The organism is Aeromonas sp. S12(2024) (assembly GCF_041402305.1).
Lineage (GTDB): Bacteria > Pseudomonadota > Gammaproteobacteria > Enterobacterales > Aeromonadaceae > Aeromonas > Aeromonas veronii.
This window is the reverse complement of record NZ_JBGLRB010000021.1, coordinates 1-20,525: the sequence shown is the minus strand read 5'-3', so window position 1 is coordinate 20,525 and position 20,525 is coordinate 1. Positions and strand designations below refer to the sequence as shown.

General features: G+C 58.9%; 23 protein-coding genes. 3 read left to right on the top strand and 20 right to left on the bottom strand.

Annotated elements, in window-relative coordinates:
* Nucleotides 1–51: 51 nt before the first annotated feature.
* The 18 genes from bamB to trmJ form a co-directional block, all read right to left on the bottom strand.
* Nucleotides 52–1,236, bottom strand: coding sequence for an outer membrane protein assembly factor BamB (gene bamB / locus ACB035_RS17830; RefSeq protein ID WP_088869218.1), 1,185 nt, complete (start codon nucleotides 1,234–1,236; stop codon nucleotides 52–54).
* A complete protein-coding gene (locus ACB035_RS17825; protein WP_088869219.1) occupies nucleotides 1,229–1,879 on the bottom strand; it encodes a tetratricopeptide repeat protein in 651 nt (216 codons plus the stop codon). Before ACB035_RS17825 ends, bamB begins: the two co-directional genes overlap by 8 nt.
* A 3-nt stretch (nucleotides 1,880–1,882) precedes the next feature.
* Nucleotides 1,883–3,160 (bottom strand): histidine--tRNA ligase, encoded by a 1,278-nt coding sequence (gene hisS, locus ACB035_RS17820; protein ID WP_005351051.1) that lies wholly within the window; start codon nucleotides 3,158–3,160, stop codon nucleotides 1,883–1,885.
* A 138-nt stretch (nucleotides 3,161–3,298) separates the two neighbouring features.
* Entirely contained in the window at nucleotides 3,299–4,414 is a 1,116-nt protein-coding gene (gene ispG, locus ACB035_RS17815; protein ID WP_088869220.1) for a flavodoxin-dependent (E)-4-hydroxy-3-methylbut-2-enyl-diphosphate synthase, read from the bottom strand.
* A 10-nt stretch (nucleotides 4,415–4,424) separates the two neighbouring features.
* Entirely contained in the window at nucleotides 4,425–5,393 is a 969-nt protein-coding gene (gene rodZ, locus ACB035_RS17810) for a cytoskeleton protein RodZ (RefSeq protein ID WP_257701278.1), read from the bottom strand.
* Nucleotides 5,383–6,174, bottom strand: coding sequence for a PilW family type IVa pilus biogenesis/stability lipoprotein TapF (tapF, locus tag ACB035_RS17805; RefSeq protein WP_085943024.1), 792 nt, complete (start codon nucleotides 6,172–6,174; stop codon nucleotides 5,383–5,385). Before tapF ends, rodZ begins: the two co-directional genes overlap by 11 nt.
* 11 nt (nucleotides 6,175–6,185) lie before the next feature.
* Nucleotides 6,186–7,289, bottom strand: coding sequence for a bifunctional tRNA (adenosine(37)-C2)-methyltransferase TrmG/ribosomal RNA large subunit methyltransferase RlmN (locus tag ACB035_RS17800; protein ID WP_005344856.1), 1,104 nt, complete (start codon nucleotides 7,287–7,289; stop codon nucleotides 6,186–6,188).
* 167 nt (nucleotides 7,290–7,456) lie between these two features.
* On the bottom strand, nucleotides 7,457–7,885 hold the full coding sequence (gene ndk, locus ACB035_RS17795) for a nucleoside-diphosphate kinase (protein WP_005333805.1): 429 nt from the start codon (nucleotides 7,883–7,885) through the stop codon (nucleotides 7,457–7,459).
* 267 nt (nucleotides 7,886–8,152) lie between these two features.
* Nucleotides 8,153–9,436, bottom strand: coding sequence for an aminopeptidase PepB (gene pepB / locus ACB035_RS17790; RefSeq protein WP_371167826.1), 1,284 nt, complete (start codon nucleotides 9,434–9,436; stop codon nucleotides 8,153–8,155).
* On the bottom strand, nucleotides 9,433–10,737 hold the full coding sequence (gene pepB / locus ACB035_RS17785; protein ID WP_042056142.1) for an aminopeptidase PepB: 1,305 nt from the start codon (nucleotides 10,735–10,737) through the stop codon (nucleotides 9,433–9,435). The genes pepB (ACB035_RS17790) and pepB (ACB035_RS17785) overlap by 4 nt, the downstream gene beginning before the upstream one ends.
* A gap of 173 nt (nucleotides 10,738–10,910) precedes the next feature.
* A complete protein-coding gene (fdx, locus tag ACB035_RS17780) occupies nucleotides 10,911–11,249 on the bottom strand; it encodes an ISC system 2Fe-2S type ferredoxin (RefSeq protein WP_005333808.1) in 339 nt (112 codons plus the stop codon).
* A gap of 1 nt (nucleotide 11,250) precedes the next feature.
* The gene (hscA, locus tag ACB035_RS17775) at nucleotides 11,251–13,098 is read right to left on the bottom strand and encodes a Fe-S protein assembly chaperone HscA (RefSeq protein WP_371167825.1); all 1,848 of its coding nucleotides are present in this window, start codon (nucleotides 13,096–13,098) and stop codon (nucleotides 11,251–11,253) included.
* A 28-nt stretch (nucleotides 13,099–13,126) separates the two neighbouring features.
* Nucleotides 13,127–13,645: a co-chaperone HscB gene (gene hscB / locus ACB035_RS17770; protein ID WP_005351031.1), complete on the bottom strand. Its 519-nt coding sequence runs from the start codon at nucleotides 13,643–13,645 to the stop codon at nucleotides 13,127–13,129.
* A gap of 118 nt (nucleotides 13,646–13,763) precedes the next feature.
* Nucleotides 13,764–14,087 (bottom strand): iron-sulfur cluster assembly protein IscA, encoded by a 324-nt coding sequence (gene iscA, locus ACB035_RS17765; protein ID WP_005333812.1) that lies wholly within the window; start codon nucleotides 14,085–14,087, stop codon nucleotides 13,764–13,766.
* A gap of 15 nt (nucleotides 14,088–14,102) precedes the next feature.
* Nucleotides 14,103–14,486 carry a Fe-S cluster assembly scaffold IscU gene (gene iscU / locus ACB035_RS17760; RefSeq protein ID WP_005333813.1) on the bottom strand — a complete coding sequence of 128 codons (384 nt, stop codon included), beginning with the start codon at nucleotides 14,484–14,486 and terminating at the stop codon, nucleotides 14,103–14,105.
* A 41-nt stretch (nucleotides 14,487–14,527) separates the two neighbouring features.
* Nucleotides 14,528–15,742: an IscS subfamily cysteine desulfurase gene (locus tag ACB035_RS17755; RefSeq protein ID WP_013723838.1), complete on the bottom strand. Its 1,215-nt coding sequence runs from the start codon at nucleotides 15,740–15,742 to the stop codon at nucleotides 14,528–14,530.
* Between the two features lie 53 nt (nucleotides 15,743–15,795).
* A complete protein-coding gene (iscR, locus tag ACB035_RS17750) occupies nucleotides 15,796–16,299 on the bottom strand; it encodes a Fe-S cluster assembly transcriptional regulator IscR (RefSeq protein WP_026035025.1) in 504 nt (167 codons plus the stop codon).
* Nucleotides 16,300–16,391: 92 nt separating this feature from the next.
* Nucleotides 16,392–17,114: a tRNA (cytosine(32)/uridine(32)-2'-O)-methyltransferase TrmJ gene (gene trmJ / locus ACB035_RS17745; protein WP_371167824.1), complete on the bottom strand. Its 723-nt coding sequence runs from the start codon at nucleotides 17,112–17,114 to the stop codon at nucleotides 16,392–16,394.
* A 187-nt stretch (nucleotides 17,115–17,301) separates the two neighbouring features.
* Between trmJ and ACB035_RS17740 the strand changes: the two genes are divergently transcribed.
* Nucleotides 17,302–17,718: a hypothetical protein gene (locus ACB035_RS17740; protein WP_005359788.1), complete on the top strand. Its 417-nt coding sequence runs from the start codon at nucleotides 17,302–17,304 to the stop codon at nucleotides 17,716–17,718.
* On the opposite strand, the gene ACB035_RS17735 is transcribed toward ACB035_RS17740, so the two are convergent.
* Entirely contained in the window at nucleotides 17,671–18,204 is a 534-nt protein-coding gene (locus tag ACB035_RS17735) for an SCP2 domain-containing protein (protein WP_371167823.1), read from the bottom strand. The genes ACB035_RS17740 and ACB035_RS17735 overlap by 48 nt on opposite strands.
* Nucleotides 18,205–18,393: 189 nt before the next feature.
* Between ACB035_RS17735 and ACB035_RS17730 the strand changes: the two genes are divergently transcribed.
* Nucleotides 18,394–19,389 (top strand): peptidase U32 family protein, encoded by a 996-nt coding sequence (locus ACB035_RS17730; protein ID WP_371167822.1) that lies wholly within the window; start codon nucleotides 18,394–18,396, stop codon nucleotides 19,387–19,389.
* A gap of 11 nt (nucleotides 19,390–19,400) precedes the next feature.
* On the top strand, nucleotides 19,401–20,273 hold the full coding sequence (locus tag ACB035_RS17725) for a U32 family peptidase (protein WP_371167821.1): 873 nt from the start codon (nucleotides 19,401–19,403) through the stop codon (nucleotides 20,271–20,273).
* A 62-nt stretch (nucleotides 20,274–20,335) separates the two neighbouring features.
* Here ACB035_RS17725 and ACB035_RS17720 read toward each other — a convergent pair.
* Nucleotides 20,336–20,525: integrase core domain-containing protein (locus tag ACB035_RS17720; RefSeq protein WP_371167820.1), on the bottom strand; the 190-nt coding region annotated here is incomplete at its 5' end.

Genomic DNA, 20,525 nt, shown 5'->3' with positions numbered 1-20,525 from the left:
AAAGGCTCCGGGTCCGAAGACCAGGAGCCGGATATTCACATTATCGGACGATCAAGGACGCTTGAGGGCGTACAACTTGCCGTCACGGCTCTGCACATACAGGGTCTCGCCATCCACCAGCGGGGCGGCATAGAGACCACTGCTATCGAGCTGCTGCATCGCCTTGATGGTACCGTCGGTACGATCAAGCCAATACAGGTATCCTTCCACATCACCCACCACCACATAGTCACCGAAGATGACAGGTGCAGTGACGGTACGATTTTCCAGCTGGGTGTTGGACCACAGCTCCAGACCGTTGCGACGGTCGATGGCAAACAGATGGCTGCGGCTGTCGGTCAGCACGATGGCATTGCCAGTCATCGCCAGATCGCGATAGCCGGAATACTTGCGCTTCCACACTTCATCGCCGGTCATCAGTTTGCGCGCCATCAGCTGACCGTTGTAGGCGATGGCATAGAGCTCATCACCAGCAATCAGCGGGCTGGCATCGACGTCAACCATGCGGTCCAGCTCGGTGGCACCGCGCGGATCAGCCACCTTGGACTGGCGCACCGGCTGGCCGTTGCTCAGCAGGGCGATGCCCACCTTGCCATCGGCACGACCGTAAATCACGGCGCCGTTGGTGATCACCGGTGCACCGGCACTGCGCAGGGTCAGTGGCGGCTGCTCTTCGGAGAGCGACCACTGCATCTTGCCTTCATCAGTGTCGAGGGCGATCAGGCGACCGGAGGTGGTCAACACCACCACGCGGCCATCTTCCACCGCGGGGCTTGCCACCACTTCGCCGGGCACATTGGTCTGCCACAGCACTTCGCCATTCTCTTCGTTCAGGGCGTAGACCACCCCGTTCTCGGAGCCGAGGAACAGCTTGCCGTAACGGGAGACCAGACCACCGGAGAGACGAGCGCTACGCTTGTCGGCGTTGACCGGCAGGTCGGCCAGATCGACGGTCCAGAGGCGATCGCCACTGGCACGGTCAAAGGCGCTGACATCGCCGTCGCGGGCCGCCGCGTAGATGCGATCCTCTTCCACCACCGGCTTGAGCTGGGAGTAGAAGTCACCGATGCCATCACCCACATTAGATGACCATGCGGTGTCGGCAGTGAAGGCAGATTCAACCTTGGGCAGCGGCGCCATCGGGTTGAGATCCTCTTCGGAACTGAACAGGGAGCAACCCTGCAGAGCGAAGGAGACCGCAGCCCCCAGCGCCACCATCTTGAATAGATTACGCATCCGGTGCCTCACCAGTCGCAACGGCCGGCAGGGCCAGATCGTCCATTTTCAGCTTGAGCTCGGCGCTACCCTGCAGGCCGCCGGCATCCGCCGCCGCCTGATAGGCATCACGAGCCTCTTCGGTCTTGCCCTGCTTTTGCAGCACATCACCACGGGCTTCGGCTACCTGCGCCTTGAAGGCTTCATTCTGGATGGTCGCCAGCTTGGCCAGCGCTTCATCTTCCTTGCCCTGATCATTCAGCACACGGGCCAGACGCAGCGCCGCGATGGGACGAATGCTCTCGTCACCCGTGGTCGCCACCAGCTCCAGCTGCTCGGCAGCCAGATCCAGCTTGCCCGCCTTGACGGCAGCGGCAGCCAGTTGCAACGCGGCCAGTTCACCGTAGGAGTCACCCTTGTTGGCGGTGACAAACTGCTGTGCCTGCTCGAAACCGGCGGCATCGCCCTTGGCCAGCTGCTCAATCACCTGGTTGTAAGAGTGGGAGGAGGCCTCCATGGTCTCTTGCTGGTGCTGGTTGTAATAGCGCCAGCCGAACAGACCGACCAGACCGATCACGGTCCCGGCAATCACCGAGGTTCCGTTCTCTTTCCACCACTCCTTGATAACCTCAACCTGTTGTTCTTCGGTGGTATAGACTTCCACAGCTTACTCTCCTTTGGCTGCCAGCAGGGCAATGGCGGCGTCAACCTTGACGGTCTGTTGCTCGGCCTGACCACGCAGATATTTGATAGTGATCTCCCCGTTTTGCACCTCGGTCTCACCAAGGATCAGGGCGATTGCCGCGCCGCTCTTGTCGGCACGTTTGAGTTGTTTCTTGAAGTTGCCACCACCGCAGTGGCTCATGAGGCGCAGGTCCGGCAGGGCATCGCGCAGACGCTCGGCCAGCTGGAAGCCAGCCTGTTCGGTCCCCTCGCCCACCATCGCCAGATAGACATCCACCGCCGGGCGGATATCGGCGTTGAGCTCGAGAGTTTCCAGCATCAGCACCAGACGCTCCATGCCCATGGCAAAGCCCACGGCCGGGGTCGGTTGACCGCCCAGCTGCTCTACCAGACCATCGTAGCGGCCACCGGCACAGACGGTGCCCTGGGCACCCAGACTGCTGGTGACCCACTCGAACACGGTCAGGTTGTAGTAGTCAAGACCACGCACCAGACGCTCGTTCACTTCGTATTTGATACCGGCAGACTCGAGCAGGCGCTTGAGCCCCTCGAAGTGGGCCAGGCTCTCTTCGCCCAGATGGTCGAACAGACGCGGGGCACCCGCCAAAATGGCCTGCACCTTTTCATCCTTGGAGTCGAGCACCCGCAGCGGGTTGCTGTACATGCGGCGCTGGCTCTCTTCGTCCAGCTGCTCCTTGTACTGCTCCAGATAGGCCACCAGCGCATCGCGGTAAGCGGCACGCTCGGCGCTCTGACCCAGGGTGTTGAGCTGCAGGGTGACATGCTCGCTGATGCCAAACAGACGCCACAGACGGTGGGTCAGCATGATCAGCTCAGCGTCAATGTCCGGCCCGTTGATGCCAAACAGCTCGACACCGAACTGGTGGAACTGGCGATAACGGCCCTTCTGGGGACGCTCGTGACGGAACATGGGGCCCATGTACCACATCCGGCGTTCCTGGTTGTAGAGCAGACCGTGTTCGATACCGGCACGGACGCAGCTGGCGGTCCCTTCCGGACGCAGGCTCAGGCTGTCGCCGTTGCGATCTTCAAAGGTGTACATCTCTTTTTCGACCACGTCGGTCACTTCACCGATGGCGCGCTTGAACAGATGAGTCTGCTCGACAATCGGCATGCGCACTTCGCTGTAGCCATAGCTGGCAACGACCTGGCGCAGGATCTGTTCAACCTTCTGCCATACCGGGCTCTGCTCCGGCAGGCAATCATTCATACCGCGAATAGCTTGGATCTGTTTTGCCACGTTGATACTCGAGAAAAAGAGGTAAAATTTGGCCGCATTATAGGGATTTTCCCCCCCAAGGTAAAATCAGGGAATCCGGATGCGGGATTTAAAATCAGTCACCTGGAAAAAGGGCCACCCAATGTGGCCCTGTTTCGCTCACTCCTTGTCCATCGGGATCCGGTTGGCGGGATCCAGCATGGCGGCGCGGGCGCGAATGCGGCGCTCCAGAGTTGGAATGAGATCCTTGTTGTCGAGCCGATCGACCCGCTGGCCCCCTTCATAGAAGGCACTCTTGTTGGCGGCACCCGCCAGACCAAGGTCGGAGACCAGCGCTTCACCCGGCCCGTTCACCACACAGCCGATGATGGAAACATCCATCGGTGTGATGATGTCTTCGAGCCGCTCTTCCAGCGCATTGACGGTGGCGATCACATCGAACTCCTGCCGTGAGCAGGATGGGCAAGCGATAAAGTTGATGCCACGGGAGCGAATACGCAGGGATTTGAGGATATCGAAACCGACCTTCACCTCCTCCACCGGATCCGCCGCCAGCGAGATACGCAGGGTATCGCCGATGCCGTCGGTGAGCAGCATGCCCAGACCGATGGCAGACTTCACCGCACCGGCACGGAAACCGCCCGCTTCGGTGATGCCAAGGTGCAGCGGCTGCTCGATCTGCTTGGCCAGCAGGCGATAGGCACCTACAGCCAGGAACACATCGGATGCCTTGACGCTCACCTTGAAATCCTGGAAATCGAGACGATCGAGATAGTCCACGTGACGCATGGCGGACTCTACCAGCGCCTCTGGGGTCGGCTCGCCGTACTTCTCCTGAATATCTTTCTCCAGCGACCCGCCATTGACCCCGATACGGATCGGGATATTGAGGTCGCGCGCGCAATCGACCACCGAGCGCACCCGCAGCTCATTGCCGATGTTGCCCGGGTTGATACGCAGGCAATCGGCACCGTACTCGGCCACTTTCAGGGCGATGCGATAGTCGAAGTGGATATCGGCAACGATGGGGATGCGGGTCTGCTGTTTGATCAGCCGGAAGGCTTCCGCCGCTTCCATGGTGGGCACGGAGACACGGACGATATCGGCACCGACCCGCTCGATCCGCTGGATCTGCTCGATGGTGGCGGCGACATCTGTGGTCTTGGTGTTGGTCATGGTCTGCACGGTAATGGGGGCATCGCCCCCAACCGGTACATTACCAACCATGATCTGTCTGGATTTACGACGAATGATGGGTGATTCGTGAGAAGACATGGGAAACAGATTACTCCTGCGGCAGTGAGAAGCGGGCTGTACGACCGTTGTTGTAACGGCTCATATCAAACGACTGACCCTTGTAGTCAAGCTTGACGGCCATGGGCGCGCCAATGATGAACTTCAGGGGCTCGGCGCCTTCCAGCACCAGCTCGTCGTTGGCCTTCTTCAGACCACTGAACAGGGTCTTGCCGTTGGCATCCTTCACATCAAGCCAGCAATCGGCGGTGAAGCTCATCTTCAGTTGCGGCGCCGTCGCCGGATCAACGACAGCCTCTTCAGATTCGGTGCCATTGGCGCCGGATACCGCTGCATCGGTCGCAGTGCCGACAGCCGCGCTAACATCGTCCGGGGCAACAGCCGCAGAAGCAGGCGCCAGGGTAGCCGTCGCATCAGAGACCACTGCAGGGGCAGCCACGTCCGTGGCGGCCGGTGCGATGGTAGCGCCTTCCACCGGAGCGGTGTTGATCGCATCGGGCGGCGTGATAGCAGGTTCAGCCGGAGTCGAACTGGTTGCACTCATCTCGGTGGCTGCCAGCGCTTCATCACCGGCGGAGCGACGGGAAGTACTCTGCCACCACCAGGCGACCGAGAGCGCAATCAACACCAGGATCACCAGCCAGGTCACCACCTTGAGCCGACTGTCGTTGGCTTGCTGGCGGGAGCGACGAGAGAAGCTCTGCATGTCGATATTGTCAGGAGGGGTCAGACCCAGCTTGTCGTAAGCGGCCAGAATGGTCTCGTCGGGGATCCCGACCAGCTTGGCATAGGTACGCAAATAGCCCCGAATAAAGGTATGGGACGTGTGCTTGTCGTAGGTATCCGATTCGATAGCGGCGATCAGGGTCAGACGAAGGTGAATGCGGGACGCAACCTGTTCTCGTGTCCAGCCAAGCTGTTCACGGGCGTTGCGCAGCAATTGGCCTGGGCCTACTGCCTGGGAGTCGTCTTGGAAATCGTGTTGCTGTTCAATAGTCATTGGCTAAATAACGCTTGGCTTGTTGCGAAGTGGGATATTGCCTTACCAGCTCAGTCCCGAATTGGTGAAGTAATGCCGGCTTGTCCATCGCCTGTGCCAGCCGAAGTCTCAACCAGAGACTCTCCTCGTTCTCGTCTGACACATCGGCAAAACGGGCGAGGTAGGACTGCACATCAGGCAGCTTGCCATCTTTCATGGAAAGCTCGGCCAAGTCCAGCAATAACCCTGGATTGCGGGGATTATACCCCAAGGCCAGGCGATAGTACTCGCCTGCTTTATCATTTCTGCGATTTTGCAGCGCACAAAGTGCCGCATTTTCATAGGTATCGGCAATTTTTACATAGCCTGGCTGAATAACAGCCTGGTTGAACGCCTGATCTGCCTCGGCATACCTGCCGCGATCACAGAGGAAGGCACCATAGTTGTTCATTGCGTCAGCATTGGACGGATCCATGGCAAGGGCGTTCTTGTAATGGGTCTCGGCTGCCTTGAAATCTCCTACCTTCTGGTAAAAGTAGGCAAAACCGATCTGGATCTGGGGGTTGGAGGGGTCATACTGGAGGGCGCGGTCAAGATTGAACTTGGCCTGCTCGGCATTGCCCTGACGCAGGTACTGAATACCCAGGTCGAGGCGGGTTTGGGCAGCCGCCTTGAGGTCAGGACCCACTTCACGCTGGGTCGAGTTCTGGCCAGCGTAAGTGGTCTCGGTCACACAGCCTGGCAGCGCGCAGAGCGCTGCCACTACGATCAATGTACGTGTATCCATTCCCTGTCTATACAATGGCTTAGCATTTAAACCATTTTGACGGAAATCCCATCCTGTTGCATCCGATTTTTGATAGTTCGCTTGGTACGGTCAATCACGTCACCCACCAGCTGACCACAGGCGGCATCGATGTCATCACCACGGGTCTTGCGGACAATCACGGTGAAACCGTACTCCATCAGCACCTTGGAGAAGCGATCGATACGGCTGTTGCTCGGCTTGCCGTAAGGGTTGCCCGGGAAGGGGTTGAACGGGATCAGATTGATCTTGCTCGGGGTATCCTTGAGCACCTTGGCCAGCTCGTGAGCATGCTGCATATCGTCATTGATATGATCGAGCAGCACATATTCGACGGTCACCCGACCACCATTGGCATTGGATTTGGCCAGGTAACGACGGACACCGGCGAGGAACTCCTCGATGTTGTACTTGTCGTTGATCGGCATGATCTCTGAACGCAACTTGTCGTTCGGGGCGTGCAGGGAGATAGCCAGCGCCACGTCGATCTGGTCACCCAGCTTGTCCAGCGCAGGTACCACGCCAGAGGTGGAGATGGTCACCCTGCGCTTGGAGATGCCAAAGCCGTAGTCATCCATCATCAGACGCATGGCGGGCACCACGTTGGCGAGGTTGAGCAGCGGCTCGCCCATCCCCATCATCACCACGTTGGTGATGGGACGCTTGCCACCGACCACGCGGGCCGCACGCCACACCTGACCGATGATCTCGGAGACTTTCAGATTGCGGTTGAAGCCTTGTTGAGCCGTGGAGCAGAACTTGCACTCCAGCGCACAGCCAACTTGAGAGGAGACGCAGAGGGTCGCGCGGTCATCTTCCGGGATGTAGACGGTCTCTACCTCCTGATCGCCCACCTGCAGAGCCCACTTGATGGTGCCATCGGCAGAGCGCTGCTCGCGGCTGATCTCGGGCGCCTTGATCTCGGCGATCGCCTTGAGGCGCTCTTTGAGCACCTTGTTGACGTTGGTCATCTGATCGAAATCATCACACCCAAAGTGATAGATCCACTTCATGACCTGATCTGCCCGGAATGGCTTCTCGCCCAGTTCGACGAAAAAGGCACGCATGGCATCCCGATCAAGATCCAGCAGGTTGATTTTTGTTTCGCTCATCAATGGCCTCAGTTCAAACACTTCATCAATTATTGGCTGACGACGTCAGGGGGCGGCATTGTACAAATAATGGGTCTGGCTTTCCACCTGGAGAATAGAGGGATATTGCTTAAACGGCGAAAACAACAAAGGGAGCCGAGGCTCCCTTGGGTCATCATCCACAAAAATCAGCCGCGCGGGCAGATCTCGTTGTCAGAGAAGAAGTAGGCAATTTCGCGGGCAGCGGATGCCGGTGCATCGGAGCCATGTACTGCGTTGCGATCGATGCTCTCGGCATAACAGGCACGCAAGGTACCAGCCAGCGCCTCTTTCGGGTTGGTAGCACCCATGATCTCGCGATTGCGACGGATGGCGTCTTCCCCTTCCAGCACCTGCACCATGACAGGGCCAGAGGTCATGAAGCTGACCAGATTGTCATAAAAAGGCTTGCCCTGATGCTCGGCATAGAAACCGGCAGCCTGTTCACTGCTCATGTGCAGCATTTTGGATGCCACCACTTTCAAGCCTGCGCTTTCGAAACGGCTATAGATGGCACCGATCAGGTTCTTGCTGACAGCATCCGGTTTAACGATAGAGAAGGTACGTTCGATGGCCATTGATATCTTTCCTTAACTACAGAGTTTTATTGTTAGAATCCATGTTCGCTGGCGATTATACGTAAACAAAAACCGGAAAAACACACAAACGAGCAACTTTTTATTAAACATCACTCCCTTGCAATCAACATCCACACTCATCTTGACCGAGCAGAGCCGGAAAATATGTGCGCTTGCGCACGATAGTTACCTTAAGCCGCCAAAACCCCATCTTTTGTTCACAATTCGAACAGCATGAAAAAGGCACCCGAAGGTGCCTTGTCTCGCCTATTTGGCTTCCGCCAGCAAGGCCCGCGCTATGGTGCGCATCCCCAGGGTATTGGCCCCCGGCGCCCAGAGGGCATCGCCGTTGTCACTGAAGCAGGCGGCCAGATCGATATGCAGCCAGCCCATCCCTTCGTTGGCAACGAAACGGGAGAGGAAACCTGCCGCGTTGGAGGCGCCACCCGGCCCGCCCCCCTTCACCGGACGGCTGTTGGCCGTGTCGGCATAATGGGAGGGGCACTGCTGGCGGTGCCAGAGCTCCAGCGGCAGCGGCCAGGCAGGCTCATGCTCGGCATCGGCATAGGTCATGGCCCGGCTTACCAGCCCTTTATCGAGGCCAAATAGGGCATTGTAGCGCCCACCCAGCGCCATCACGGCAGCGCCGGTCAGGGTCGCGGCATCGATGATCAGCGGTGCGCCGGACTCGCTCGCCAGTTGCAGGCCGTCGGCCAGCACCAGCCGTCCCTCGGCATCGGTATTCACAATCTCGACCGTGGTGCCGTTCTTGTAGGTGAGGATGTCGCCCAGCTTGTAGGCGTGGCCGGAGACCAGGTTCTCAGCGCAGCAGAGGATCAGCTTCACCCGCTTATCGAGCCCGCGCAGCATAGCCAGCGCCAGCGCACCGGTGACAATCGCCGCACCACCCATGTCGCACTTCATGGTGAGCATCCCCTCGGAGCTCTTCATGGAGTAGCCGCCGGAGTCAAAGGTGATCCCCTTGCCCACCAGCGCTGCCGCTACCGGCGCCTTGGGGTCACGCCCCGGGTTGAAGTCGAGCTCCAGCAATACCGGTTCACGCACACTGCCGCGGCCCACCTGATAGAGGCCGACCCAGCCCGCCTGTTGCAGCGCTTCGCCTTTCAAAATGCGATGACTCACCTTGTCCGGCGCCAGCTCGGTAATAAAGGAGGCCGCTTCCACCGCCAGCTCCAGCGGGCCCAACTGCTCCGGGGTGGCATTGGTCATCTCGCGCACCCAGCGGCCGCAGAGCCAACGCGCTTCCAGCTCCTCTCTGTCCTCTTCCGAGGACATGGCCCACTGCAGTTGCACCTCCGCCTTGGGGGTTTGCAGCCCTTGGGCAAAAGCCCACTGCTGTTCACGCTCCCAGTGACCAGCCAGGGTCACTTTCTGGATCCCCTGCTGGCAGAGGCGACGGGCCGCCTGCTGGATATCGAGCAGCGGATTGGCCGTCACCAGATGGATCACCATGCCGTCGGCACGGTGAGAGAGCAGCGCCCCCTCCCCCCACTCGGCCGGTGCAAATTCACGACTCAGCCAGACATTCATGCGGTCACCTCCTGCAGCCAGCGGGCGATGGTACGCAGACCGTGCCCCTTGGCGCCGGTCGCCCAGAGATCATTGCCCGATTTCTGATAAGAGGCTGCCAGATCCAAGTGCACCCAACCCTTGCCCTCATCACGTACGAAACGGGAAAGGAACGCAGCAGCCGTGGTGGCACCGGCCGTGCCTTCTGCCGAGGCGACGTTGCCCAGATCGGCAAAGGCCGAGGTGAGCTGGCTGGCATGCCAGGGCTCCAGCGGCAGCGCCCACGCCTGCTCGTTTTCCACCTTGGCGGCGGCCAGCGCACGCTGCTGTTCGGTCTCATCGAGGGCAAACACCGCATTATAATCGCGCCCCAGCGCCATCTTGGCGGCGCCGGTCAGGGTGGCTGCGTCAAGGATATAAGCCGCACCGCTGTCGGAGGCCGCCATCAGGCCATCTGCCAGCACCAGACGACCTTCCGCATCGGTGTTCTGGATCTCGACCGAAACCCCATTCTTGTAAGTGAGGATGTCGCCCAGCTTGAAGGCGTGGCCGGAGACCAGGTTCTCGGCGCAGCAGAGAATGAGCTTCACCCGCTGGTTCAGACCGCGGCTGATAGCCAGCGCCAACGCGCCGGTCACCATGGCGGCACCGCCCATATCGGACTTCATCGGCAGCATGTTGTCAGAGGACTTCATGGAGTAGCCACCGGAATCGAAAGTGATCCCCTTGCCCACCAGCGCCGCCACCACGGGCGCATTGCGATCACCGGTCGGGTTGTAGTCTAGCTCCAGCAGCACAGGCTCGCGCTCGCTGCCACGGCCAACCGACCAGATCCCGATATGGCCGGACTCGCGCAGCGCTTCACCGGCGGTGATGCGGGCAGTAACCTGATCCCCGGCCAGACCACGAATGAGCAACAGGGCCGATTCCGCCAAACTCATGGGGTAGATCTCTTCCGGACAGCCATTGGTGATGTCACGTACCCAGCGAGCCGCCTTGAGCAGCGCATCCAGTTCACGGGCTTCCGCGTCGCTCTGCTGGCCAAAATCCAGTTCACGCGCTCCCTTGGCGGCGTAGAACCCCTGGGCGAACGCGTAGCGACGCTCCAGATCCCAGCCTTCACCGACCAGCGTCACCCGCTTGATCCCGCTCGATTCGAGGCGACGGGCGGCGCGCTGAACGGTGCGCAGAACATCCTTCTCCTGACCGGCGGCACCAAGATGGATCAGTGCCTCGTCGCCATTGAAACTGAGCTGGGCGCCCTCGCCCCAATAGGCGGCCGCAGCCTGGGTGGATAACGCTACCTTCATCATGTCAGCCATCGTGTTTGCTTCCTTTTTACTGGCACTATGTATAAGCACTCTTTATGGGAAAGAGCTTATTGGCAAAGAGAGAATAACGAATACAAAAAAGGCCGTGCCCCCGAGGGTCACGGCCTTCCACCATATCACTGAAGCACCACAGGATGCTGCACGTGCAATTCACTCATGTGTAATTAATGGCGTTCAGAGGCAAGGTTCAGGGTGTACTTGGGCAGTTCCACCACCAGATCCTCGTCCGCCAGTTTTGCCTGGCAGCTGAGGCGCGATTCCGGCTCCAGCCCCCACGCTTTGTCCAGCATGTCGTCTTCCAGCTCGTCACTTGGCTCGAGCGAGTCAAAGCCCTCGCGCACCACGCAGTGGCAGGTAGTGCAGGCACAGGATTTCTCGCAGGCATGCTCGATTTCGATACCGTTGCGCAGCGCCACATCCAGAATGGTCTCGCCGCTTTGCCCCTCGAGGGCGGCGCCATCCGGACAGAGTACGGGATGAGGAAGAATGATCAGTTTTGGCATATTACACCTTGTTGACGTTTTGTCCGGTCAGCACCTTGCGGATGGAGGCGTCCATCCGGCGGGCTGCAAACTCGCCACTGACAGCATCGGCTGCCTCAATGGCTTCTTTGATTTGATGGGTTGCGCCGCTGTTGCGCATGGTCAGCAGATGGGCGATGGCGGCATCAATCTCGGCACGCTCGGCAGCATTTAGCAGGGCATCGCCATCGGCGGCCAGCGCCGCATTGAGACTCTCGACCACCCGGTCGGCTTCAACCTGCTGCTCGGCCAGCATGCGGGCATCCATATCCTGCTGGGCGTTCTCGATGGAGGCACTCAGCATGTTGAGGATATCCTGCTCCGCCAGCCCGTAAGAGGGCTTGACCTGGATCTCGGCCTGCACGCCGGAGGATTTCTCCATGGCGCTGACCGAGAGCAGACCATCCGCATCCACCTGGAAGGTGACGCGAATATGGGCGGCACCGGCGGCCATCGGCGGAATACCGGTCAGGGTAAAACGGGCCAGGGAGCGGCAATCGGCCACCAACTCACGCTCGCCCTGCACCACGTGGATGGCCATCGCAGTCTGACCATCCTTGAAGGTGGTGAACTCCTGGGCGCGGGCCACCGGTATGGTGGTATTGCGCGGGATCACCTTCTCGGCGAGCCCCCCCATGGTCTCAAGACCCAGGGAGAGCGGGATGACGTCCAGCAGCAGCATCTCGGCATCGGGCTTGTTGCCCACCAGAATATCGGCTTGAACAGCGGCGCCGATGGCCACCACCTTGTCGGGATCGATACTGGTGAGCGGCGTGCGACCAAAGAACTCGCCCACCATCTCGCGCACCAGCGGCACCCGGGTGGAGCCTCCCACCATCACTACCTCCAGCACTTCCACCTGCTCGAGACCCGCATCGCGCAAGGCGCGGCGGCAGGCCAGCAGAGTGCGTTTCACCAGCGGCTCAATGAGTTCATCAAACTGGCTACGGCTCACTGAACCCTGCCAGCCGGCAAAGGTGCACGCCACCTGCTCGGCATCGGTCAGACCGTGTTTGACGGCAGCGGCCACATCCAGCAGCTCGCGCTGCAGATGGGCATCCAGCTCACAGGAGAGGCCCGCCTGCTCCTTGATCCAGTCCGCCAGCAGGTGATCAAAATCATCACCGCCGAGGGCGGAATCGCCGCCGGTCGCCATCACTTCGAACACACCGCGGTGCAGACGCAGGATGGAGATATCGAAGGTGCCGCCCCCCAGATCGTAAACCGCGATCACCCCTTCCTGACCGGAGTCAAGGCCATAGGCGATCGCGGCCGCGGTCGGCTCGTTGAGCAAACGCAGCACGTGCAGACCGGCCAGACGGGCCGCATCCTTGGTGCCCTGACGCTGGGCATCATCGAAATAGGCGGGCACGGTAATGACCACGCCATCGAGATCGCCCCCGAGTGTCTGGGCGCCACGCTCGGCCAGCTTTTTGAGAATTTCGGCCGATACCTGCACCGGATTGACCAGCCCCTGACGGGTTTGCAGTTGCGGCATGCCATTGTCGGCGGCAACAAACTGGTAAGGCTGCTGGCGGGTATCGATATCGGCCAGCGCCTTGCCCATCATCCGTTTGACCGAGACGATGGTGTTGTGAGGATCGAGTGCCGCTTCGCGCTTGGCATCAATCCCCACTCGAATGGCGTCGCTTTGATAGTGCACGACTGACGGGAGCAGGTCGCGCCCTTGCTCATCGCAAAGGGTATCGGCGTGACCACTGCGAACCGCAGCGACGAGAGAGTTGGTGGTGCCGAGATCGATGCCGACGGCACGTTTGTGCTGATGAGGAACAGCGCTCTGGCCGGGTTCGGCGATTTGCAGTAATGCCATGGGTAATGAAACTTCCAGCGTTAAAGGATCAAGACTCGAGAAGCGAGTCTTCGAATCGTTCCAGCTCTTCGAGGAGCTTGTCGACAAACTTGAGTTTGCGAACGCAATCAGCGGCAACGAGATCTCTGCCGGCGGCAAGAGACTCGGTCAGCTGCTGCATCAACATCTGGTGATCATGCCTGATCTCGCTGCGAAAATCCTTGATGGCGCGCTCAGGGTCTGCGTCATCTTTCAGATCGGCCAGACGCTCGCGCCACTCCAACTGCTGCATCAGAAATGCGGTATCTTGCAGAGTCTGCTGTTCACCACGGATATCAGTGCCACGCAGGGAGAGCAGATACTCGGCACGGCGCAGCGGCGCCTTGAGGGTGGTGAATGCTTCATTGATCTGGGCGGCACGTTGCACCGCAGCCAGCTGCTCCCGTTCGGGGGCGGTGGCAAAACGATCAGGATGGAATTGGGTTTGCAGCTGGCGGTAGGTATCAGCCAACTGACGGGTATCGAGCTCGAAGCCTTCAACCAGCCCAAACAGCTCGAAATGATTCATGCAAACCTCTTGGAAACGTTCGCCACAACCTCACTCGCCCCTGGCAAATGAGATGTGGTTGAACGGGTCATGGGCAACCCGCTCAACCACAGACGAAGGATCATTGACGTCAAACAGCTCAGACACTGAAGCTTTCGCCGCAACCACACTCGCCTTTGGCGTTGGGATTGTTGAACTGGAAGCCCTCGTTGAGGCCCTCCTTGACGAAATCCAGCTCGGTGCCATCCAGATGGATCAGGCTCTTGGCATCGACAATAATCTTGACGCCCTGCTGCTCGAACACCTGATCCTCATCGGTCAGTTCATCAACGAACTCAAGCACGTAGGCCAGACCGGAGCAGCCAGTGGTTTTGACGCCGAGGCGCAGGCCAATGCCCTTGCCCCGGTTAGCCAGAAAAGAGGAAACCCGTGCCGCGGCGGCATCTGTCATGGTAATAGCCATACTGCTCTCCGGCGCTTAGAGACCTTTCTTCTGCTTGTAATCGGCGATGGCGGCCTTGATGGCGTCCTCGGCCAGAATGGAGCAGTGGATCTTCACCGGTGGCAGGGCCAGCTCTTCGGCGATATCTGTGTTCTTGATGCCAGCCGCTTCGTCCAGGGTCTTGCCCTTGACCCATTCGGTCACCAGGGAGCTGGAGGCGATGGCAGAACCGCAGCCGTAGGTCTTGAACTTGGCATCTTCGATGATGCCTTCGTCGCTGATCTTCAATTGCAGCTTCATCACGTCGCCACAGGCGGGCGCACCGACCATGCCGGTTGCAACGCTGGGATCATTCTTGTCAAAACCACCGACGTTGCGAGGATTCTCGTAGTGGTCGATTACTTTTTCACTGTAAGCCATATCTCACTCCTGCTAATTCTGTTGCTCACTGACCAGATAGATCAGTGATGAGCCCATTCGACCGTGTTCAGATCGACGCCGTCTTTGTACATCTCCCACAGAGGGGACATCTCGCGCAGACGACCGATGGAGTCACGAATAAGCTTGACCGCGTAGTCAATCTCTTCCTCGGTGGTGAAGCGACCCATGCTGAAACGGATGGAGCTGTGTGCCAGCTCGTCGTTCAGACCCAGTGCGCGCAGCACATAGGAAGGTTCCAGGCTGGCGGAGGTACAGGCCGAACCGGAAGAGACCGCCAAATCTTTCAGCGCCATGATGAGGGATTCCCCTTCCACATAGGCAAAGCTGACGTTGAGGTTACCCGGAACACGTTGCTCCAGATCGCCATTGATGTAGACGGCTTCAATATCCTTGATGCCATTCCACAGACGCTGGCGCAGAGCCAAGATGCGCTCGCCTTCACTCACCATCTCTTCTTTGGCGATGCGGAAAGCTTCGCCCATCCCGACTATCTGGTGGGTCGGCAGAGTACCGGAACGCATGCCGCGCTCGTGGCCACCGCCGTGCATCTGGGCTTCCAGACGAACGCGGGGTTTGCGGCGAACAAACAGTGCACCGATCCCTTTCGGACCATACACCTTGTGCGCAGAGACGGAGAGCAGGTCCACTTTCAGTGCTTCCACATCTACCGGGATCTTGCCCACGCTCTGAACGGCATCCACGTGCAGCAGGATCTTGCGGGAACGGCACAACTCGCCGATGGCGGCAATGTTCTGAACCACGCCGATTTCGTTGTTCACATGCATGATGCTGACCAGGATGGTGTCATCACGCATGGCATTCTCGATCATCTCGATAGTGAACAGGCCGTTTGGCATCGGCTCAAGATAGGTCACCTCGAACCCTTCACGCTCCAGCTGGCGACAGGTATCGAGCACCGCCTTGTGTTCGGTCTTGGAGGTGATGATGTGCTTGCCCTTGCTGGCATAGAAGTGGGCAACACCCTTGATGGCCAGGTTATTGGATTCGGTCGCACCGGAAGTGAAGACGATCTCGCGGGGATCGGCACCGATCAGATCTGCCACTTGATTACGGGCCAGATCCACCGCCTCTTCGGCTTGCCAGCCAAAGCGGTGAGAACGGGAAGCCGGATTGCCGAACAGGCCATCCATGGTGAGACACTGCATCATTTTTTCTGCGACACGCGGGTCCACCGGACAGGTTGCCGAATAATCAAGGTAAATAGGCAGTTTCATGTTTTTCTCCGTCACAGTCCGGGTCATACAGAGTCCCGCTGTGGAAAGCACGTTTATAGTTGGACTTTCAAGCTCACATCGCCGTGTTCTGCCCGATCAACCAGGGACAACACGGTCTTCATTTGTTCATCTTGCTTGCCGGCAATGCGGCGCACATCGGCCTGGCGTACCAGCTCGGCCAGGGTGATATCCCCGAGGAAGCTGGAGATCCGCTCACTCAGATCACGCCACAGGGAGTGAGTCAGGCACTGGGTACCGCCGTGGCAGCCGCCCTTGCCGAGGCACTTGGTGGCATCGACCGACTCATCGACCGCGGTGATCACCTGACCAACCGAAATCTCGCCTGGTGCCAACCCGAGGCGATAACCACCGCCCGGGCCACGCACACTGCTCACCAGACCATGTTTGCGCAGGCGGGCAAAGAGCTGCTCGAGATAGGACAACGAGATGCCCTGGCGCTCGGAAATATCGGCAAGGGGGACGGGCCCCTGCTCTGCATGCAGCGCCACGTCGAGCATGGCGGTTACAGCGTAACGTCCTTTTGAAGTCAGTCTCATGTGCCTTACCGTCTTGCGAAGCAATTTAATGGGGCACATGGTCACATACCCGACCAAATCAGTCAAGTATATGGTTGAGTAAATCAGTCGGATTAATCCGGTACGCGCGCTTTCTGCACCGAGGTCAGAATACCGCGCAGAATGTTGAGCTCAGCTGCTTCCGGCCGAGCCCGATTGAACAGGCGACGCAGCTTGCTCATCACATGACCCGGATGGTCATCAGCAATAAAACCGGTCTTCATCAGGGTTTGTTCCAGGTGCTGATAAAACCCTTCCAGCTGGGCGGCACTCGGATAGACCATCTCATCTTCAGACTCGGCGGCCTGCCCCTGCAGCCAGCGCATCCGCACTTCGTAGCAGAGAGTCTGCACCGCCATGGCCAGATTGAGGGAGCTGTAATCGGGATTGGCCGGAATGGCCACGTGGTAGTGGCACTTTTGCAATTCATCGTTGGTGAGACCGGTGCGTTCACGGCCAAACACCAGCGCGACCGGGTGCTGCATCCCCTCGACTACCGACTTTTCGCCGGCCTCACGGGGATCGAGCATCGGCCAGCTCAGGGTTCGCGAGCGGGCGCTGGTGCCAATCACCAGACCACAATCGGCGATCGCGTCGTCCAGTGTCGGGACGATACGGGCATTGGCAAGCACATCGCAGGCACCAGCCGCCAGGGCGAAGGCATTGTCATCCGGCACGGCTTGCGGATCAACCAATACCAGCTGGGTCAACCCCATGGTCTTCATGGCGCGGGCCGCAGACCCCATGTTGCCGGTATGAGAGGTGTTTACCAAAACGATACGAATCTGATCCAACATGCCCAGTCAATCTTCAGTCAAAAATGGCGCGCAATTGTAACATAAGAGAACACGATGTTGGCACCGTAAAAGCCGAGCCATTTCAGAACAAAACCACCCGTTTGTATAACAAACCAGCATGAGGGAAGTGAGAGGGGGGGACTAAACTTGATGGATATCCGATAAACGGCACAGGAGACACCGCGCCATGCTTCCTCCTTTTATCTATGAGAGATTGCCCAGCCTCTATCTGCTGGCAGCCATTGCCATTATTACGTTGAGTGATCAGCCCCTGCTCTGGTTTGCAGGCGCCTTACTGTTTATCGCCGGAGCTGTGACCTGGATGATGCGCTCTAGCTACCGACGTACCGATCTGATTATCTTTCCGAGCAAACGCTGGCTACAGCCGGAGTGGCTGTATGAAGCGCAGCCCTTCATCTGGCTGGCTGCGGGGCTGGCCATGTCACAGCTGCCCGCCCCTGCGGCACTCATCGCCTTGGTGCCCTGTCTGTGGGCCTGTCGTTGCCTCTGGGCACGGCACCATTATCGTCGCCATGCCCATGGGGTGATTGTCCACTTAAGACGGGATCCCGCCCGGCGCCGTCTGCACCGGAGCCTGCGCTGACGCGGTACGGGCGCGTTCGATAAACGTCGCCAGATCCATCAGGGGATACTTCATCAGGCTTGGCAAGCCATCGAGATCCAGACTGTCCATCAGGTTTTTCACCTCAAGGCCCAGTTCGGTATCCCCTTCTATCTTCAGCTTGCGCTGGAAAAAGAGCGAATCCGGATCCTCTTTGCGACCAGCGATGAGGATCAGGTCGTTGGCGGTACCGCTGAAGCAGACACCGGCCTTGTCACACTCGCGAGCCACCACCAGCTGGCCATTCTGCTCACTGATAAACCAGCACAGCTCCAGATCAGAGACTTCGACTTTCAGCCACTTGTCTGCCAGAAACTCGAAATCACCATCTTCGATAGCCTCTTTGAAAACCCGGGCCAGCAAACTCTCCATCAGCTGCTTTTGCAGATTGAACGGAACCAGCTTGAGGGGATGGCGCAAGAAGCGCGGAGCCTGTTCGACCAGGCGGCATTGCAGTTGTTGAAACACGATAAACTCCCTTTTTTGCGCATTCAAACACAGGGAGAGTGGCAAGATCCTGTTGGAAATCAAACTTGTGCAGGGTTACCTCAAGAAGGGTAAAGCCACACAAAGCTGCCTCAGGTCAAAAAGCGGGAGTGCATGGCTGCATACAATCAGGGCTCGTTTGCCCTTCATATGCACTCTCGGAGCGTACCAATGGAATTACTCTGTCCGGCAGGCAGTTTGCCGGCACTGAAAACCGCCGTGGATAACGGGGCCGATGCCGTTTATATCGGTTTCAAGGATGACACCAATGCCCGCCACTTTGCCGGTCTCAACTTTACCGACAGCAAACTGGAGAAGGCGGTAGATTATGTGCATCAACATGGTCGCAAGCTGCATATTGCCATCAATACCTTTGCCCATCCCGGGGCCGATACTCGATGGAAACAGGCGGTTGATCGCGGGGTGGCCCTCGGCGCCGATGCGTTAATCATCGCCGATCTCGCCGTGCTGGAATATGCCAGCCGCCACTACCCCGAGATGGAACTCCATGTCTCGGTGCAGGCCAGCGCCACCAATGCCGCCGCCATTCGCTTCTATCAGCAGCAATTCAATGTTACACGGGTGGTGCTGCCCCGGGTGCTCTCCATGCATCAGGTCAAGCAACTGGCCCGCGAAACCGATGTTGGCCTTGAGGTGTTCGCCTTTGGCAGCCTCTGCATCATGGCCGAGGGGCGCTGCTATCTCTCCTCCTACATGACTGGCGAGAGTCCCAACACCGTCGGCGCCTGCTCACCGGCCAAGTTCGTCCGTTGGGAAGAGACCCCGAATGGTCTCGAGTCGCGGCTCAACGAGGTGCTGATCGACCGCTATGGCCCGGGCGAAAATGCTGGCTATCCGACCCTCTGCAAGGGGCGTTTCGACGTGGATGGCCAGACCTACCACGCGCTGGAAGAGCCCACCAGTCTCAATACCCTGGGTCTCCTGCCCGAGCTGTTCAAGACCGGGATCCAGTCGGTCAAGATTGAAGGGCGCCAGCGCAGCCCCGCTTATGTGGAGCAAGTGACCCGGGTCTGGCGTGCAGCCATCGATGCCTATCAGGCCAATCCCGAGGCCTATCAGGTTAAAGCTGATTGGGATGCCCAGCTAGCCCGCGTCTCCGAAGGTAGCCAGACTACCCTCGGCGCCTACCATCGTCAGTGGCAATAAGGAGTCCACCCATGCAATTTTCTCTCGGGCCTCTGCTCTTCTACTGGCCCAAAGCCGATACCGAAGCCTTTTACCATGCCGCTGCCGACAGTCAGGCCGACATCATCTATCTGGGGGAGACCGTCTGCAGCAAACGGCGCGAACTCAAAGTCGATGACTGGATTGCGCTGGCCCGTCAGATGGCCTGCTCCGGCAAGCAGGTGGTGCTCTCGACCCTCGCCCTTATCTCCGCCCCCTCCGAACTCAAGGAGGTGAAGCGGCTGGTCGACAATGGCGACTTGATGGTCGAAGCCAACGATCTCGGTACGGTGCAACTCGCCTGGGAGGCAGGGATCCCCTTCGTCTGTGGTCCCGCCATCAACGCCTATAACGCCGATGTGCTGCGCATGCTGCTCAAACAGGGGATGAAACGCTGGGTCATGCCGGTGGAGCTCTCCCGTGACTGGCTGATCCAGCTCAATCAGGATCTGGGCTCCTTGCGCGACCAATTTGAGGTGGAGGTGTTTGCCTACGGCCATCTGCCGCTCGCCTACTCGGCGCGCTGCTTTACCGCCCGATCCCTCGACAAACCGAAAGACAACTGCGAGCTCGCCTGCATCAACTACCCCACCGGACGACTGGCCAACAGCCGCGAGGGGCAGCGGGTGTTCAATCTCAACGGGATCCAGACCCAGTCCGGTTACTGCTACAACCTGGGTAACGAGCTGGCTGGTATGGAAGGTCTGGTAGATGTGGTCAGGCTTTCGCCGCAAGGGATGGAGACGCTGGAGATGGTGGCTCGCTTCAAAGCCAACCGGCAGGGCAATCAGCCCCTCGTTCTGCAGCAGGATCGCGATTGCAACGGCTACTGGCGTCAGATCCCCGGCATGAGCCTGGTGGAGTAAACCCGCCATTCGCTGTCTAGTCCTGAAATAGGTTTACACATTTTCAACTAGCATTTCTCTACTCAGAACCCCCTATGTACCGCATCGGGGGTTCTGTATTTCAACGCATGATGCGGCCGCTCCACGTTGTAAATATCCACCGCTTCACGCACCATTTCCCGCGCTTGCGTCAAATCCTGCGGGCTTTGCAACAATAACTCTCCTTTCAAAATCCCGTTCACCCGCTCCGCCAACGCATTCTGGTAACAGTCA

Bases quoted from the DNA above. Each gene is read 5' to 3' on its own strand.
- pepB (WP_371167826.1), bottom strand. From the start codon at position 9,436: ATGAATGTCTGGCTGAGTCGTGAATTTGCACCGGCCGAGTGGGGGGAG.
- ACB035_RS17725 (WP_371167821.1), top strand. From the start codon at position 19,401: ATGCAATTTTCTCTCGGGCCTCTGCTCTTCTACTGGCCCAAAGCCGAT.
- fdx (WP_005333808.1), bottom strand. From the start codon at position 11,249: ATGCCAAAACTGATCATTCTTCCTCATCCCGTACTCTGTCCGGATGGC.
- iscU (WP_005333813.1), bottom strand. From the start codon at position 14,486: ATGGCTTACAGTGAAAAAGTAATCGACCACTACGAGAATCCTCGCAAC.
- rodZ (WP_257701278.1), bottom strand. From the start codon at position 5,393: ATGACTATTGAACAGCAACACGATTTCCAAGACGACTCCCAGGCAGTA.
- iscA (WP_005333812.1), bottom strand. From the start codon at position 14,087: ATGGCTATTACCATGACAGATGCCGCCGCGGCACGGGTTTCCTCTTTT.
- ACB035_RS17730 (WP_371167822.1), top strand. From the start codon at position 18,394: ATGGAATTACTCTGTCCGGCAGGCAGTTTGCCGGCACTGAAAACCGCC.
- bamB (WP_088869218.1), bottom strand. From the start codon at position 1,236: ATGCGTAATCTATTCAAGATGGTGGCGCTGGGGGCTGCGGTCTCCTTC.
- ACB035_RS17740 (WP_005359788.1), top strand. From the start codon at position 17,302: ATGCTTCCTCCTTTTATCTATGAGAGATTGCCCAGCCTCTATCTGCTG.
- hscA (WP_371167825.1), bottom strand. From the start codon at position 13,098: ATGGCATTACTGCAAATCGCCGAACCCGGCCAGAGCGCTGTTCCTCAT.
- ACB035_RS17755 (WP_013723838.1), bottom strand. From the start codon at position 15,742: ATGAAACTGCCTATTTACCTTGATTATTCGGCAACCTGTCCGGTGGAC.
- pepB (WP_042056142.1), bottom strand. From the start codon at position 10,737: ATGGCTGACATGATGAAGGTAGCGTTATCCACCCAGGCTGCGGCCGCC.
- trmJ (WP_371167824.1), bottom strand. From the start codon at position 17,114: ATGTTGGATCAGATTCGTATCGTTTTGGTAAACACCTCTCATACCGGC.
- iscR (WP_026035025.1), bottom strand. From the start codon at position 16,299: ATGAGACTGACTTCAAAAGGACGTTACGCTGTAACCGCCATGCTCGAC.
- ACB035_RS17800 (WP_005344856.1), bottom strand. From the start codon at position 7,289: ATGAGCGAAACAAAAATCAACCTGCTGGATCTTGATCGGGATGCCATG.
- hscB (WP_005351031.1), bottom strand. From the start codon at position 13,645: ATGAATCATTTCGAGCTGTTTGGGCTGGTTGAAGGCTTCGAGCTCGAT.
- ndk (WP_005333805.1), bottom strand. From the start codon at position 7,885: ATGGCCATCGAACGTACCTTCTCTATCGTTAAACCGGATGCTGTCAGC.
- ispG (WP_088869220.1), bottom strand. From the start codon at position 4,414: ATGTCTTCTCACGAATCACCCATCATTCGTCGTAAATCCAGACAGATC.